15 protein-coding genes are annotated in these 15154 nt (G+C 62.8%); 2 read left to right on the top strand and 13 right to left on the bottom strand.

What is annotated here, in order from left to right:
• Positions 1-22 precede the first annotated feature (22 nt).
• The 4 genes from DEM27_RS19465 to nirK form a co-directional block, all read right to left on the bottom strand.
• Entirely contained in the window at positions 23-874 is an 852-nt protein-coding gene (locus DEM27_RS19465) for a D-amino-acid transaminase (RefSeq protein ID WP_109459915.1), read from the bottom strand.
• A gap of 380 nt (positions 875-1254) precedes the next feature.
• A complete protein-coding gene (locus tag DEM27_RS19460; protein ID WP_109459914.1) occupies positions 1255-1950 on the bottom strand; it encodes a Crp/Fnr family transcriptional regulator in 696 nt (231 codons plus the stop codon).
• 26 nt (positions 1951-1976) lie between these two features.
• Positions 1977-2930 (bottom strand): SUMF1/EgtB/PvdO family nonheme iron enzyme, encoded by a 954-nt coding sequence (locus DEM27_RS19455; RefSeq protein WP_109459913.1) that lies wholly within the window; start codon positions 2928-2930, stop codon positions 1977-1979.
• 74 nt (positions 2931-3004) lie between these two features.
• Positions 3005-4141 (bottom strand): copper-containing nitrite reductase, encoded by a 1137-nt coding sequence (nirK, locus tag DEM27_RS19450; RefSeq protein ID WP_109459912.1) that lies wholly within the window; start codon positions 4139-4141, stop codon positions 3005-3007.
• 184 nt (positions 4142-4325) lie between these two features.
• Between nirK and DEM27_RS19445 the strand changes: the two genes are divergently transcribed.
• Positions 4326-5549, top strand: coding sequence for an NnrS family protein (locus tag DEM27_RS19445; RefSeq protein ID WP_109459911.1), 1224 nt, complete (start codon positions 4326-4328; stop codon positions 5547-5549).
• A gap of 293 nt (positions 5550-5842) precedes the next feature.
• Here DEM27_RS19445 and DEM27_RS19440 read toward each other — a convergent pair whose 3' ends face one another.
• The 4 genes from DEM27_RS19440 to DEM27_RS19425 all read right to left on the bottom strand — a co-directional run bounded on the left by DEM27_RS19440 (position 5843) and on the right by DEM27_RS19425 (position 8378).
• Entirely contained in the window at positions 5843-6130 is a 288-nt protein-coding gene (locus DEM27_RS19440; protein WP_245445952.1) for a metal-sulfur cluster assembly factor, read from the bottom strand.
• Complete coding sequence (locus DEM27_RS19435) at positions 6127-6639, bottom strand: DUF2249 domain-containing protein (protein WP_109459909.1); 513 nt, start codon at positions 6637-6639, stop codon at positions 6127-6129. The genes DEM27_RS19440 and DEM27_RS19435 overlap by 4 nt, the downstream gene beginning before the upstream one ends.
• A 12-nt stretch (positions 6640-6651) precedes the next feature.
• Complete coding sequence (locus DEM27_RS19430) at positions 6652-7998, bottom strand: hypothetical protein (protein ID WP_109459908.1); 1347 nt, start codon at positions 7996-7998, stop codon at positions 6652-6654.
• Positions 7999-8111: 113 nt separating this feature from the next.
• Positions 8112-8378, bottom strand: coding sequence for a DUF2249 domain-containing protein (locus DEM27_RS19425; protein ID WP_109459907.1), 267 nt, complete (start codon positions 8376-8378; stop codon positions 8112-8114).
• A gap of 188 nt (positions 8379-8566) precedes the next feature.
• Between DEM27_RS19425 and hemN the strand changes: the two genes are divergently transcribed.
• Positions 8567-9916 (top strand): oxygen-independent coproporphyrinogen III oxidase, encoded by a 1350-nt coding sequence (gene hemN / locus DEM27_RS19420; protein ID WP_109459906.1) that lies wholly within the window; start codon positions 8567-8569, stop codon positions 9914-9916.
• Between the two features lie 78 nt (positions 9917-9994).
• Here hemN and DEM27_RS19415 read toward each other — a convergent pair whose 3' ends face one another.
• The 5 genes from DEM27_RS19415 to DEM27_RS19395 form a co-directional block, all read right to left on the bottom strand.
• Entirely contained in the window at positions 9995-11890 is a 1896-nt protein-coding gene (locus DEM27_RS19415; protein ID WP_109459905.1) for a nitric oxide reductase activation protein NorD, read from the bottom strand.
• A gap of 7 nt (positions 11891-11897) precedes the next feature.
• Complete coding sequence (locus tag DEM27_RS19410; RefSeq protein WP_109459904.1) at positions 11898-12710, bottom strand: CbbQ/NirQ/NorQ/GpvN family protein; 813 nt, start codon at positions 12708-12710, stop codon at positions 11898-11900.
• 61 nt (positions 12711-12771) lie between these two features.
• Entirely contained in the window at positions 12772-14115 is a 1344-nt protein-coding gene (locus DEM27_RS19405) for a cbb3-type cytochrome c oxidase subunit I (RefSeq protein ID WP_109459903.1), read from the bottom strand.
• Between the two features lie 22 nt (positions 14116-14137).
• Entirely contained in the window at positions 14138-14590 is a 453-nt protein-coding gene (locus DEM27_RS19400; RefSeq protein WP_109459902.1) for a c-type cytochrome, read from the bottom strand.
• A gap of 270 nt (positions 14591-14860) precedes the next feature.
• Positions 14861-15151 (bottom strand): cytochrome C oxidase subunit IV family protein, encoded by a 291-nt coding sequence (locus DEM27_RS19395; protein ID WP_109459901.1) that lies wholly within the window; start codon positions 15149-15151, stop codon positions 14861-14863.
• Positions 15152-15154 lie beyond the last annotated feature (3 nt).

Raw genomic sequence — 15154 nt, 5'->3', positions numbered from 1 at the left:
CCCCCAACATTTGCCGCCTTGCTCAGGACGGAACGCCGGCCGCTTCCAGATACAGGGCCTGCAGCCGCCGCGTCATCGGGCCGGGCTTGCCGTCGCCGACCGTCCGGCCGCCGATCTTCACCACCGGCATGACCAGGCTGGAGGCCGAGGTCTGGAACGCTTCCGCCGCGTCCTGCGCTTCCTCGGGGGTAAAGGCGCGCTCCTCGATCTGCAACCCCTCCGTTTCGCAGAGCCGGGCGAGCGCACGCTGCGTACAGCCCGGCAGGGTCGTCCGGGAGGCGGCGCGGGTGAGAATGCGTCCATCGGCGGTGATCAGGTGCGCCGTGGCGGAGGCACCCTCCGTCACCAGCCCCGCCTCGACCATCCAGACGTCGTCGAAGCCGCGGCTGCGCGCCGTCTGTTTCGCCATGACCTGCCCGAGCAGCATGGCGGTCTTGATGTCCCGCCGCTGCCAGCGCGGATCGTCGGCCAGATCGACCGAAATACCGTTCTGCTGCGCCCGCGTGCCGGTCAGGGTTTTCGCCTGCGTGAAGCCGACGAGGCGCGGCGCCAATGCCTCCGAATAGAAGAAATCACGATCCGCCTCGCCGCGCGAGACATGCAGGTAGATCGTCCCGTCTCTCAGGTCGTTGCGGGCCATCAGTTCCGCCTGCACCGCGGCAATCTCCTCCAGCGGCAAAGGCAGCGGAATGGCGAGTTCGTTCACCGAGCGCTGGAGGCGGGCAAGGTGCAGGTCGTTGTCGATCATCCGGCCGTTGATGACCGCCGTCACCTCGTAAACGGCATCGCCGAACAGGAAACCGCGATCGAAAAGCCCGATCCTGGCCTCCTCCTCCGCTATGAATTGACCGTGGACGTAGACGATCCTGCCCATCTCTTCCTCTTGCCTGCCCCAAATTCTGGTTTCGGGGCAACCCTGTTGAATTGCTCCCGATTTGCGGCGGATCATAGGAATGACCCGATGAGCCTGACCAATTCAATTTGGGCAGGACCTCATGCAAAATTCGCCTGACTTCTTATTTTTCAACAGGTTGGATGCAATCGTCTTCGGATCGCGCAGGGGGCAAGCTGTGCCGAATCTGCTATTTGATGCGCCGGCACCGTCCGGCTGCATCTGCCTGCGACGAGAACTCGAGAAGCCGGGATAGTCATAAGACAAGCGCGTTGCGATCTTTCAGAACCGCTCTCACGCTTCAGTTTCTTGGTTCCGTCTGTCGTTTTCGCAAAACCGCTCCGCACTGTTGCGCGACATGCCTAGCGGTCGCTGCTGTCGGCCAGGGCCTGCAGGCCGGCGATATCCCGCACCAGCAATTTCTGCCGTCCCCCTTCGACCAGGCCCTTGGATTCCCAGGCGCTGAGGATGCGGGAAACGGTGTGCAGCGTCGTGCCCGTCATCTCGGCGATGTCCTGCCGGGTGATGGGAAAATCGATGCGGACGCCGGCCTCCTCCGTCCTGCCCGCCTGCCGGGTCAGCCGGAGCACCGTATGGGCGACCCGGCGCTCGACCTCCTCGGTCGAGATTTCACGGATCCGCGTATGCGCCTCTTCCAGGCGCTGGCCGATCGTGTTCAGCGCGCTGACGGCGAGATAGGGGCTGCGATCGATGAATTGCGGCCAGAGTTCGGTCGGCCAGCACAGCGCCAGGCTTTCGATCACCGCCAGCGCCGTGCCCGGATAATCGGTACGGCGCAACGCCTTGGCAAAGCCGAAGAGATCGCCCGGATGGACGACCCGGACGATGATCTGCTGGCCGTCGGCGGTGACCTGCGTGACCTTGAGACGACCGTTGATCAGCAGGAAAAAATGCGTCGCCGCAGCCCCCTGTTCGAAAAAGGCTTCGCCGGGGCCGATGCGCTTGGCCACGGCCTGCCCCACGAGGACCTCCACATCGGAGTCCGGCATTTTCTCGAACATGGAGAAGGACTTGACGACGCTCTTGTCTATCTTCAACGGAAACTCCAACCTCCAGTAAAAACCTATCGCTCGGCCGACAGTTTACCAACTGTGGTCTCAGCGGCAAGCCACTGGGAGATTATGCCGCGGTCGCGCAACCGCATGACGACGCTTGCATACCAGCGATCGTCCCGGACCAGCCGGAAGCCGAGATTGGCGGGCGGGGTTCCGACCGCACATCCCCCCGTCTTCGGGTCGCGGACGAAAGAACTCATCGGCGAATTGTGCTGGCCGACGGTTACATAAATTCCGCAAATGGAACTGGTTTTTGCCGGCGCCGCCCCGGCCAGGTCGACCCGGCGGTGGCATGTCGTGGTCCATTCCCAGACATTGCCGCCGAAATCGGCCAGTCCGTATTCGTTTTCGCCGAAATGTCCCCGGACCTTCGGCTCCGGATCGCCCTCCGCCTTCCGGCGCACTTCGCGCTCATAGTCCGCCAGCCACCGCAGGGCGGGGTTGCGGCTATCCGGATCGACGCCGAGTGCGTCGTCGGGGAACTTGCTGCCTGCCGCAAAAGCGATCTGTTCGTGAGTGGGGAGACCCCATGCCTCGCCGGTCTTCTTGCTGAACCAGCGCGCATAGGCCGTCGCATCGTCATAACTGACGCCGGTTGCCGGAAAGGCACTGCCGTGAACATGGGCCGGCGGGATTGCCCCGCACGCTCCGTCTTCGACGCATCGTCCGTATTCGGCTTCGCTGACCTGATATTTCATGATGGTGAGCCCGGCCGAGACGGTTTTTTCGATCATCGGCCCATCCACCGCGAAGCCGTTCTTGTAGAATTCGCCATCGGCCCGGTAGGCGAAGCTGTTGGCGGGAACCGTTACGGTTTGCGCCAGCTCAGCCGACGTGGTAGTTGCCGTCCTTTCAAGATAGCCGAGCTGGCCGGCAATTCCTGCTGAAAATCCGATGACGGTCGCAAACGGGATTGCAATCGAGAGAAGCGATACGCCGTGTTTTTTTGCATGTTCAGCCATGGGGATATCCCCGCTTTATATGGCATGCTTGTGAGGGTGTCCGCGCCGCAAAGCGGCGCGGACTGTATTGGCGATCAATGATTGTTCGGGGTCATGATCGCCGTCATCAGGTCGTTGTTCCATTCGCCTTCGACCTTGAAATGTGCCGCCGCGCCCTTCTCGAAGGCTTCGATCAGGTTATGGTTGACATAGGCGTAGATGCCCGGCTGGTGGAAGGTGTAGAAAGCCGCTCCTGCCGCGCCGCCCGGGATGAACCAGGTCTCCTGGTCGAGGTCCGGCGGGTTGGCGAATTTGCCGGTCGCCCAGACGTAGTCGCCGTGGCCGCCGATGAGGTGCGGGCGGGTATCCCGGTTCGCCTGCGAATGCAGGATCAGCACCTTTTCGCCGACCTTGGCCTTGAGTGCATTGGCGCCGGTCAAGGCGCCGACTGCGCCGTTGAAGACGATGTGGCTCGGCGTCAGTGTCTTCATCACCTCGAGGACATCGGCATAGGCGTCGCCATGGCTCTCGTATTTCTTGTAGTTTCCGTCGGCATCACGCGGCACGTAGAAATCCTGTTCGCCGACGTAATAGACGCGGTCGTAGACGAGGTCCTTGCCTTGATGGTCCTTCAGGCCGTCACGGGGCAACACGGTAATGGCGCCGTTCATGCCCGAAGTGACGTGCCAAGGCACCATGCCGGGAGGTGCGCAATGATAGACGAAGACGCCGGCCTTGGTGGCCTTGAAGCGCATCACCGCTTTCTCACCCGGGTTGACCACCGTCAGCGCGCCGCCCCCAAGCGCACCGGTGGCCGCATGGAAGTCGATGTTGTGCTGCAACTCGTTGGTCTCGGGATTGACCAGCGTCACTTCCACATAGTCGCCCTGGTGCACGACGATCATCGGACCGGGAACCGTTCCGTTGAAGGTCATGGCGTGGACCTCCGTGCCGGCGTCGTCGACGACGATCTTCTTCTCCTCGATGTTGAGCGTAACTTCGTAGATCTTCGGACCGCCTTCCGCCTTCTGGGTGTGCTTGTGGACGAAGGGAGGGTTGACCAGCTCGAGCTTGACGCGTTCGAGGCCTTCGATGTCTGTTGTCGTCGCCTTGACGAGAATGGGCTCTTCGTTTGCGCCTGCCGCCGAAGCAACCACAAGCGGGGTCATAACTCCCGCAAAGGCGGCCCCAGCAAGAATCGAGCGTCTCGTCATCGAAAATTGGCTGCTCATCGGACTTCTCCTGGTTGAGAACGAGTGTTCTTCGTTCTTTCATTCAGAAAATATTCCCGAGCCGGAAAACTCTCTTTGTGCTGGAACAACATCGACAAAGTAAAGTTCGCATTCTTTTTGACATTCCGCAAAGAGGGGGCAGCTTTCCTCCTTCTATTGTCTTTCCATAGAATGGAGACAAGACATGGGTAATGCAGATCAGATCGCTTCGCCTCGACGCGGAGCCGTTCCGCGCGGACTTTCCACCACCGGACCAATACTGTTTTCCTACGGATTTAGACCTTTTTTCCTCGGGGCGGCGGTCTGGGCCTGCACCGCGATGTGCCTCTGGATTCTCGCCCTGACGGGGCGCCTCGATCTTGCCGAGGGATATGGCGCCCACGCATGGCACCAGCATGAAATGCTCTTCGGCTTCGCCAGCGCCGTGCTGGCGGGCTTCCTGCTGACCGCCGTTCCCAACTGGACGGGAAGGCTTCCTGTCTCCGGCCGGCCGCTCATCCTGCTTTTCTCGCTCTGGGTTATCGGCCGCCTCGCCATGCTCGGGCCGCACCTGACGGGAAACATCCTCGCGGCGGCCATCGATTCGATTTTCCTGCCGACGCTGCTGTTCATCTGCGTGCGGGAAATCGTGGCGGGGAAAAAATGGAAGGACCTCAAAGTGGTGGCCGGACTCGGCGTGCTGGCGGCGGCGAATATCTGCTTTCACGCCGAGACCATTCTCAAGGGCGCCCCCGATTTCAGCCCTCGATTCGCCATCGCAGCCTATATCGGGCTGGTGATCATCGTCGGCGGCCGCATCCTGCCGAGCTTCACACGCAACTGGCTGGCAAAACAGGATACGACACGGTTCCCGACCCCTTTCAACCGGTTCGACACCGCAACCATCGCCGTTTCGGTCGCCGCGCTGCTGGCCTGGGCATTCGGCCCGGAGACGCCGCTGACAAGCCTTGCCGCAGGCGCGGCAGCCATATTGCAGGCGGCCCGGCTCTATCGCTGGCGCGGATGGGCGACGTTCGCCGAGCCGATCGTTTTCATCCTGCACATCGCCTATCTGTTCGTTCCCCTCGGCTTCCTGGCGATGGCCGCGTCGGCAGGGGGCCTGATGGACGGAACGGCCGCGACGCACGTCCTGACGATCGGAACGGTGGCGACGATGATGCTGGCCGTGATGACGCGTGCCACCCGCGGCCACACCGGCCGTGAACTGCACGCCTCGCCGATGACGATCCTGTCCTATGCCGCCATCGTCGCCTGCGCGCTGGTACGCCCGCTCACTTCGGTCTTCCCCGACCAGACGAACCTTCTCCATGCCATCGCGGGATTGACCTGGCTGTCCGCCTTCGGCCTCTATCTTTGCGAATACGGGCCGATGCTGGTCAAGAAACGTCGCCAGCCGATCGGCAAGTGACAACAGGAACATTTCCAGCCGAAGCGAAACCGCTTCGGCGCCGGACAAGGCGGCAAAAACAAGAGGATAGAGCACAACGTCAGGTGCCCCCGCCACGGAGTAAAGCGTGGCGGGGGCACCGTCATTGTCGTGTCGATTGTGATTGTGATTGTGAAGGCAGGCACCGCTCCGCCATGGAAATGTCCTGCGGGGACAGTCTGCATATCCGCCCATCACGGCGATGGCGGACCGTTGGCGGCGCGTTTCAGGGAAACACCCCGGTGCCGGCCGACATCTGCGGCCGGTTGCGGTTTTCAGGAGCGCATCATATCCGGCGACCACGGCGGATCATAGGTGAGTTCGACATCGACGGTCTGCGCCAGGCCCTCCGATGCCGCACGCTCGCGCACGGCATCGACGAGGAAGCCGGTCGCCGGGCAGCCGCGCGTCGTCGTCGTCATGCGGATGAGGAGATGATCCTCCGCGATCAGCTCGGCAGAATAGATCAGGCCGATATCGACGACGTTGCGACCGATCTCCGGATCGATGACGTCCGAAAGCGCGGCGGCGATCCGGTCGGAGACAAGCGTTGCGGAGGTCACGGCTTCGCGCCTCCGCGCCGGATCATCAGACGGAACGCCGTTCCCGCCTTGTCGAAATTGCCGACCCATTGATGGCCGCGTTTCACCAGTTCGGGAAACAGGAAAACCGGCTCGCGGCTGAGAACCGCAAAGAGCACAGTCCCCTCCGGCATCGATTCGAGTGCCTGCAGGATCTTCACCATCGGCTGCGGCGGATCGAGATCGGTCAGATCCAGTTCCACCATCGGATCCGGCCAGTTGTCGGCGTCATCGGCATTTTCCGAGGCGAGAACCTCGGGTTTCTTCGGGAAGAAGCGCACTTCAAAATCGCCTCCCTCCAGTTCCGACAATTCGTAGAGATATCCCTTGCGCTCCATCACCGAAAAGAGCGGCTGCGGCTTGAAGGGAGCCAGCAAACGCAGGCCTTGCCCCGGTCCCAGACCGTCCACGGCGGTCATGATCTCGACAAAGGGTTCCACGCCCGCCTGCAGCAGGGGACGCACATCCAGTTCCTTGTATTCAAAGCCCATCGGCTCACTCCGTTAGATCTGATTGGCAAAGAGAAGATGCGGGCGTACGGCTCCCTTGGGAAGCCGGATGTCGGCGGGAGCATAGCCCAGACGCCGCGCGTGAAAAAGTTCGACGGCCAGCCCGGCCACCGCGGCAAATTCCACCCAGGCTGCAAGGTGGAAGGCGAGCTCCGCGCCGCAGAGCAGCCCGGCAACGCCCAGCAGAACGCCGGCATGGTAGAGGATGAACCAGGAGCGGCCGCGGCTTTCCCGGACCAGATCCTGAACGCGCGGCACGGCGGCACGCCCCATCACCGGCCCGTAAGCTTCCAGCCAGGTCACGAACGGCACGATCTTGTAGAGCTGTGCGAGCCCGAGCCCGGACAGCCAGCCCATGGCCAGCGCATAGATCGCGGCGGGGCCGAAGGCGAGTGTGTCGGGAAAAAGCTGATGCATTGCGACCATGACGACCGCGGCAAGCAGGTAAACGAGGGAGCCGACGCCGGCGAGCGTATTGAGCTCAAGCGTCTTGCGTCGCCGCGACCGGACCATCCTGAAGACGTCCGAGAGATAAACGAACAGCGCCCCGGCGAAAAGTGCGACCGCGATCCACTCCACCGCCACATCCGCGCCCGGATAGGCCAATGCGGCGAAGGGGCTCACCCAAAGCATCGCAAGCGCGGCAACAAGGCCGGCGATCAGGCGCCGTGTCGAAAAACCGCTTTCCGGCGCCAGCATGAACATGGAAAACAGCCGATAGCTGACGCCGACCGCCGTGATGCTCATCCAGCCGGCGACACCGGAAAACGCGTGGACCGGCAAGCCCCTCAGCAGCAGTTCCGCGCTCCATTCCGTGCTCAGCATGCCGCTCAAGACGCCGGTGAATGTCGCGCCGAGAGCGATGGTGACGAGGAGGGAGACGAGACCGACCAGGACGAGCTTTCCGGAAAGATCGATTTCGGGCCGGGACAGAATCGTCGCGGCATAAGAAACGGCAAGGGCGATGAAGGCGGATACCAGCAAGGCGGCCCCAACCGGCATGATCGCCAGGTCGAACCCCGCCCTGCCGCCGAGCGACAGAAAACCGGCCAGCAAAGCCGAAAGACCGAAGACCAGCATGACGAGGGCGGGCGCCGCCACGGATGCGAAGCGCGGCCTGGCGGCGGCGAGCACGGGAACGAATTGCAGCAAAGCGCCGCAAAACAGCAGACCCAGCCAGCCGATCGCCAGCAGATGGACGACGACGAGCGTATCCGGCGCGCCCACATCCCCCGAGGGAAAGCCGAATCCCGAACCCATCGCCGCCAGTCCCGACAGGAGGCAGACAAGGGAGACGGCGAAATACGACATCGTCCAACGCGAGATGGGAGCACCGGGCATGATCGCCTCCTTAAAGCATTTCCAGCCGCAGCGGCATCGCTTCGGCGCCGGACAATGCGGTAAAAACAAGAGGATGAGGCATTTGCTGTGAACCCCTGTTCACGGGAAACGCCCTAGTGGCCGCAGCAACACTCGCAGCCGCTGCTCTCGGCCCGGGTGATCTGCACTTTCCAGACCTCGGGGCCTTGCTGCAGATATTCCCAGTCGAATTCATCCGGGAATCGGCTGGAAATCTGGTAATGCAACGGCCGTGGATCGTGATCGCTGGTCACATGCATCGCCGCCCCCGGCGTCAACGTCGCAAGCATGCCGAAGATGGAGGGATGGCGTTGTGCAGGCGGGATCACCCGCACGTCGATTTCGGGAATAGTGTTTGTCATGACGGCTCCAAAGCTTGGAATTGGGCACGAACGGCATGGTCCGTATCGGCAAGCCTAGAAGCAATCCGGGCGTCCGACATTGCTCCGGAACAAACTTCCGGCATTATCAATCCTCAAGTTGAGCAAAGGCAAAGAGGGAAGCGCAAGGACGGTCTAGAAGGTCGGTCATGGATCAGAGAGGATACCCGATGACCGACGACATCATTGCAAAATATGGCGATGCGCGGCTGCCGCGATATACCAGCTACCCGACTGCGCCGAAATTTTCCAACGGCATAACGGCACCCGACTATGCCGGCTGGATCCACGGAATCGGCTCCGGCACCACCTCGCTCTACCTGCACATCCCGTTCTGTCGTTCCATGTGCTGGTATTGCGGCTGTCACACCACCATCACGGAAAAGGACCAGCCGATCCTCGATTATCTCGACGTGCTGCAACGGGAAATCGAAATGGTTTCCACACACGCCGATGGCGCCCTCGACGTGCGCGAGATCCATTTCGGCGGCGGCACGCCGACGATCATCCGGCCGGAGGAGTTTTCAGGCCTCATGCGCCTGCTGCGGCGGCGCTACAGCGTTCACCGGCACGCGAACATCTCCGTGGAAATCGATCCGCGCACCCTCGATCCCGAAATGGCGGCAGCGCTCGGCGAAGGCGGCGTGACGCGGGCAAGCCTCGGGGTGCAGAGCTTCGATCCCGTCGTCCAGAAGGCGATCAACCGCATCCAGTCGGAGGAAACCACGGCCGGAACCGTCGGGGCACTGCGCCGCAACGGCATCGAAAGCATCAATTTCGACCTGATCTACGGCCTGCCGCACCAGACGGTAGCCTCGTGCCGCGAGACGGTGCGGGCGGCGGTCGCCATGCGGCCGGACCGATTCGCGGTCTTCGGATATGCCCATATTCCGAGCTTCAAGAAACATCAGCGCCTCATCGACGAAAAGGCCCTGCCCGATGCCCAGGCGCGTCACGACCAGGCGGAAGCGATCGCCGCTGACCTCGTCTGCGCCGGTTATCGCCGCATCGGCCTCGATCACTTTGCGCTACCCGACGAAGAACTGGCCATCGCCGCCGATAACGGCCGCCTGAGACGGAATTTCCAAGGATACACCACCGACAATTGCGACGCGCTGCTCGGCTTCGGCGCGTCGGCGATCGGGCGGCTGGCAAACGGCTACGTGCAGAACGAGGTGCCGCCCGGCCTCTATGCCCGCAAGGTCTCCTCGGGAGAACTGCCGACCGCCAAGGGCTACAGCCTGACGCGCGAAGACAGGCTGCGTGCCGATGTCATCGAGCGGCTGATGTGCGATTTCGGCGCCGACATTCCGGCGATCTCGGCCGCGCACGGGTTCCCGGCCGATTTCCTGCTCGCAACCAATCCCGGCCTGCGGGACATGGCGTCGGATGGATTGATTTCGTTCGCGGATGGAACGATCCGCCTCGACGGCGCCTATCGTTTCCTCGTTCGCACCGTCGCCGCCACCTTCGACAGCTATCTCGCCGACAGCCAGCGAACCTTCAGCAAGGCGGCCTGAACCGCCCACGTGCCGAAATGCAAACAGGGCTCGAAGGTCCTCCGCCTTCGAGCCCTGCGCGGCACGCCGTTTCCCCGTTCAGCGTGTCAATCCCCGATAGATCGCCGGCAATGCCTGGGGCAGCTTGCCGATGTCGCCGACGATCGCAAAACCGTTGCGGCCGAACATCGACGGCAGGTAGCTGCGCGCATCCTTGTCCACGGTCACGGCGAAGACGGACGTCCCCTGCCGTCGCGCCTCCGCCACCGCCTTGCGCGAATCCTCCAGGGCAAACCGACCCTCGTAATGATCGATGTCGTTCGGCTTTCCATCTGTCAGGATGAGCAGCAGCCGGCGGCGATTGGCTTGCCTGGCGAGCTCCGCCGAAGCGTGGCGGATGGCGGCGCCGATCCGGGTATAATAACCTGGCTTCAACGCCGCGATCCGCCGCTCGACATCCGTACTAAATGCTTCGCCGAACGCTTTCACCGTTTCCATGCGCACCCATGAGCGGCGGCGGGAGGTGAAGGTGAGGATGGAATGGTTGGTGCTGCAGGCCGAAAGGCCGTGCGCCAGAACGGTCAGCGCTTCCTTTTCCACATCGAGCACACGGCGATTGTCGAACCAGGCATCGGTGGACAGCGAGACGTCGGCCAAAATGGTGACGGCGAGATCGTGCCCCTGCGGTCGCGACAGCAGGTGAATGCGATCCGTTCCCTCGCCGCCGGCGGCAAGATCGGTGCGCATGCGCACCACGGCATCGAGATCCAGTTCGGCGCCGTCCAGCTGCGATTTGAGTGTTTCGTTCTTCGGCCGCAGGATTTCGAACTGCCTCCGGACCTTGCGAACCAGTGCCTTCATCTCCTCCGAGGTTTTGGGTTCGGTGGCATCGGCACCAGCCGTCGCCGTCACGACCCGGCAGTAGGAGGGCATGTAGTCCGCCTTGCGGTAGTTCCATTCCGGATAGGAAATCTCGGCCTCGATGGCACCGGGATCGACGGCCTCCGGCGGCAGGTCGAGGTCGAAACGGAATTTCGACGACGGGCGCTCTTTCCGCCGGCCAAGCGTGATGTCGTCGAGATCGCGACCGGCATCCTTGTCGGCATCGTCCTTGTCGTCGGTGGGCCGATCGACATTGACCTTCTCCACCATGGCGAGGATTTTCTCGAAACGGTTGAGGATGAAGGGGCTGCGCTCCGTGGTTTCCTTCGAGGTTTCGCGGTCGGCGCGGAAGTGACCGTGCGCCTCGACAGCCCCGTTCGCCTTCGTGGGCTCCTCCTCGTCGGAAAGCGCGGTCGACGCCTCTTCACGCGGCTCGAAATTCGGCCAGAGCGGCACGGCCAGCATGCGTTGATACCCTGCCGGCGCATGGCGCGGAAAGATCGCCGGCGGCAGATCGTCCGGCAGGCCGGCACCCGCCCGCAAGATGCCGATCACCCGGTTCTCGACCAGCTGTTCGACCGCGGGCAGGTGGCCGCGCCTGCGTTCGTCCAGCAGTGCCCGGCAAAGGGCCTTGTATGCGGTTGCAAGCCCCGGAAAGGCCGAAACGACCCGGCGCGCATTCATCCTGGCCGCGTCCAGCGCCGCAAGGTCGGCCTTGAGCGGATCAGGTGGTCCAGGCAGCGGGAAATGCATCTGGGCCATGTAGGCGGCGAGCCAGATGTAGAGGCTGCGGTTCAACTCGCTCGCGGGGAAAAAATCGATGACCGGCGGCAGCATCACCGCGCCGCTATCCCGCGCCGCAAGCGCCATCTTCTCCTCGCCAAGGCCGACGAGCTGGCGCAGCCGCAGCCGATGCGAACTCGTGCGCGCATGGGCCGGCCCCAGCTGCGCCGTCGCCTCGCCACCAAAACCGCGAAAGCAGGTGGCGAGGATCGGCTTCACCGCATCGAAGGTCACCGCCGCATCGGGATAACGCGGCATGCTCGACGTCGAGCCGACAAGGCGGTGCCAGAATTTGCCGACAGTTTCTTCCAGTTCCAGGAATTCGAACATGGCGGCCTCAGGCGATGACGCCGTTTGCGACTTCGACAAGCGCGGCCTTGACGTCCGGATCGTCGCTCAGCGGCTCGATCATGGCGGCCAGCACGGCCTCACGTGCGGTCATGCCGCTATCGATCAGCGCGGCGCAGTAAACGAGCAGGCGCGTGGAGACACCTTCCTCGACGTCGTGTCCCTTCAGCCGCCGCAGCCGGCCGGCCAGCTCGACCAGCGGCATGACGCGGGCCTCGTCAAGGCCACTTTCCACCGCGACGACGGCGATCTCCTGCGCCTTCGGCAGGAAATCGAACTCGATAGAGACGAAACGCTGCTTGGTCGAGGGTTTCAGCGCCTTGAGCAGGTTCTGGTAGCCGGGATTGTAGGAGACCACCAACATGAAATCGGGCGGCGCTGAAAGCTGTTCGCCGGTCCGCTCCAGCGGCAGGATGCGGCGGTCGTCGGTGAGTGGATGCAGCACCACGGCCACGTCCTTGCGCGCCTCGACGATCTCGTCGAGATAGCAGATGCCGCCTTCGCGCACCGCCTTGGTGAGCGGACCGTCGACCCAGACGGTGTCGCCGCCCTTCAGCAGGTAGCGGCCCGTCAGGTCGGCGGCGGCAAGATCGTCATGGCAGGAGACCGTCGACAGCGGCAGGCCGAGACGGGCGGCCATGTGGCTGACGAAGCGGGTCTTGCCGCAGCCGGTCGGCCCCTTCAGAAGCAGGGGCAGCTGGCGCATCCAGGCGGTTTCGAACAGCGTGCATTCGTTGCCGTTCGGAACATAGGGCGGAATGTCGAGCTGAGCCCGTTCCCGGGCGGTAGAAAGCATGTTCATGGGAATCTCCAGGGGTATGGAAGTGGCCCCGCCCGAGGCGGCGGGGCCGGGATTTTTGCATTCACTCGGCCGCCTGCAGTGCGCCGGCGCCGGCGATCCGTTCCTTGCCCGGCACGAAGATCGCCCAGATGAACATGATGGCCGAGATCAGCACGAAGACGCCCGAACCGAGACGGACCCAATAGAACAGCGCCAGCTGGTCCTGCACGTCCATGTAGCTTTCGCCGAGCACCCGCTGCAGGTGGACCTGAAGCACGCCGGCGAAGGTCAGCGCGAAGGTCATGACCGACATGGCGGTGCACATGATCCAGAAGCTGATCATCGACAGCATCTGGTTGTAGGGCGCGCGGCCCCGCAGTTCGGGCACCGCATAGGCCATGGCGGCAAGGTTCAGCATCACATAGGCGCCGAAGAAGGCGAGATGGCCGTGCGCCGCGGTGACCTGGGTGCCGTGGGTATAGTAGTTGACCGACGACAGCGTGTGCAGGAAACCCCAGACGCCGGCGCCGAAGAAGGCCATGACCGAGCAGCCGAGCGACCAGAGGATGGCCGCCTTGTTCGGATGCTTGCGGCCGGCCTTCCAGGTCATGACGAAGGTGAAGAGCACCATGGTGAAGAAGGGGGCCACTTCCAGCGTCGAGAAGATCGAGCCGATCCACTGCCAGTAGCCCGGCGCACCGATCCAGTAGAAATGGTGGCCGGTGCCGAGGATGCCGGAAAACAGCGCCAGGCCGACGATGACGTAGAGCCACTTTTCCACCACCTCGCGGTCGATGCCGTTGAGCTTGATCATCAGGAAGGCGAGCACCGACGCCATGATCAGCTCCCAGACGCCTTCGACCCACAGATGCACGACGTACCACCAGTACATCTTGTCCAGCGCGAGATTGGCCGGGTTGTAGAAGGCGAAGAGGAAGAAGATCGCCACGCCCCAGAGCCCGAAGATCAGGATGTTGGTGACGACCGTCTTGCGGCCCTTCAGCACCGTCAGCGTGATGTTGAACAGGAAGATCAGCGCCACGACGACGATGCCCACCTTGATGATGAACGGTTGCTCGAGGAATTCGCGTCCCTCATGGATGTGGAACAGGTATCCCACCACCGCGACCGCGGCGGCGACGAGGAACAGCCAGAACTGCAGGATGGCGAGCCTGGTGCTGTAAAGCTCCGTCTCCGCCTCTTCGGGCAGCAGGTAGTAGGTCGTGCCAATGAACCCCATCAACAGCCATACGATCAGCGCGTTGGTGTGGATCATCCGGACGATGTTGAAGGGCAGGAGTTCGGACAGCGTGTTGGGCAGGACATAGATCGTGCCGGCAAGCACGCCGAACAGCACCTGGGCGACGAACAGGCCGAGCGCGCCGTAAAAATACAGCATCGCGACCTTCTGGGTTTGGTATTTCATGGTCGTATTCCCTCCCTAAAGGTCAGCCGGCATCGTTCGGCGGCCATTTTTGAGTCTTGATCTTGCTGGTCCAGCGCAGGAATTCGGAAAGGTCGTTCAACTGCTGATCGGTGAGGTTGAACTGCGGCATCTGCCGCCGGCCCTCTATGCCGGTGGGCTGGGCCTGCATCCACGCCTTGAAGGTTTCGCGGGTGCCCTCGACATCGTCGTCGCCACCCAGACGCGTCCACACATTGCCGAGTTCGGGCGCGAAATAGGCGCCCTCGCCCAACAGGGTGTGGCAGTTGATACAGGCGTTCTTTTCCCAGACGTGTTTGCCGCGCGCGACGGCGTCGGTCAGGGCATTTTCATCCGTCGACGTGGTGCGCATGTAATAATGACTGTGCGCGGTGAGTGCGACGAAGATCGCGAAGAAGAACGCGGAACCGCCGTAAAAGACGTTTCGCGCTCCTGTTTTGGTTAGATGTTCAGACATGTGCTGTCCCTCTCGCCCTGGGGCCGGATTGATCTGGGCGATGCGGTTGCCCGCCAAAGCCGCCGGCAAGAGAGATGCGGAAATCCGGCCGATCCTTCTTTGTGAAAATGCAAACAAATCAAAGATGGGAATGGCGGCCGACGGAAATGGGAAAAGAAGCCGCTGTTTTTTGCAGGGCCCGGCATCGGACGGCCCGGCGATGCCGGTGCCTGACGACAGCCGGCCAGGGTCTTCGACGATGGTTGTCAGATCCGGCTGGGCGCCGCAGGATCAGCCGGCGGTGCCGAATGCGGCCAGGGCGGCCCGCGCCGCAGCGGCCATGGCAAAGAATGCCGGCCAGGCCAGCAGGGCGATCGCAAGGTGCGGGCGCACGCGGCGCAAGCCCATGAAATCCAGGATGACCCATCTGGCCTTGACGATGGCAAGTCCGAGGATCATTGCAAACGCCACGAGTGGAAGAGCCTCGTGTTTCCACTGGGCCGCGACCAGTGCCGAAACGACGGCAACGAGGATCACAACGACGGCGCGGCCGGGCAACCAGATATCCTTGTCGTCATTCATGTT

The organism is Rhizobium album, assembly GCF_003122325.1.
Taxonomy (GTDB): domain Bacteria; phylum Pseudomonadota; class Alphaproteobacteria; order Rhizobiales; family Rhizobiaceae; genus Metarhizobium; species Metarhizobium album.
Note: the sequence above shows the minus strand (reverse complement) of the source record. Positions and strands in the feature narration are given on the sequence as shown.

Coding starts and splice junctions, on each gene's coding strand:
- DEM27_RS19465 (WP_109459915.1), bottom strand. CDS start 874: ATGGGCAGGATCGTCTACGTCCACGGTCAATTCATAGCGGAGGAGGAG.
- DEM27_RS19455 (WP_109459913.1), bottom strand. CDS start 2,930: ATGGCTGAACATGCAAAAAAACACGGCGTATCGCTTCTCTCGATTGCA.
- nirK (WP_109459912.1), bottom strand. CDS start 4,141: ATGAGCAGCCAATTTTCGATGACGAGACGCTCGATTCTTGCTGGGGCC.
- DEM27_RS19445 (WP_109459911.1), top strand. CDS start 4,326: ATGGGTAATGCAGATCAGATCGCTTCGCCTCGACGCGGAGCCGTTCCG.
- DEM27_RS19435 (WP_109459909.1), bottom strand. CDS start 6,639: ATGGGCTTTGAATACAAGGAACTGGATGTGCGTCCCCTGCTGCAGGCG.
- DEM27_RS19430 (WP_109459908.1), bottom strand. CDS start 7,998: ATGCCCGGTGCTCCCATCTCGCGTTGGACGATGTCGTATTTCGCCGTC.
- DEM27_RS19425 (WP_109459907.1), bottom strand. CDS start 8,378: ATGACAAACACTATTCCCGAAATCGACGTGCGGGTGATCCCGCCTGCA.
- hemN (WP_109459906.1), top strand. CDS start 8,567: ATGACCGACGACATCATTGCAAAATATGGCGATGCGCGGCTGCCGCGA.
- DEM27_RS19415 (WP_109459905.1), bottom strand. CDS start 11,890: ATGTTCGAATTCCTGGAACTGGAAGAAACTGTCGGCAAATTCTGGCAC.
- DEM27_RS19410 (WP_109459904.1), bottom strand. CDS start 12,710: ATGAACATGCTTTCTACCGCCCGGGAACGGGCTCAGCTCGACATTCCG.
- DEM27_RS19405 (WP_109459903.1), bottom strand. CDS start 14,115: ATGAAATACCAAACCCAGAAGGTCGCGATGCTGTATTTTTACGGCGCG.
- DEM27_RS19400 (WP_109459902.1), bottom strand. CDS start 14,590: ATGTCTGAACATCTAACCAAAACAGGAGCGCGAAACGTCTTTTACGGC.
- DEM27_RS19395 (WP_109459901.1), bottom strand. CDS start 15,151: ATGAATGACGACAAGGATATCTGGTTGCCCGGCCGCGCCGTCGTTGTG.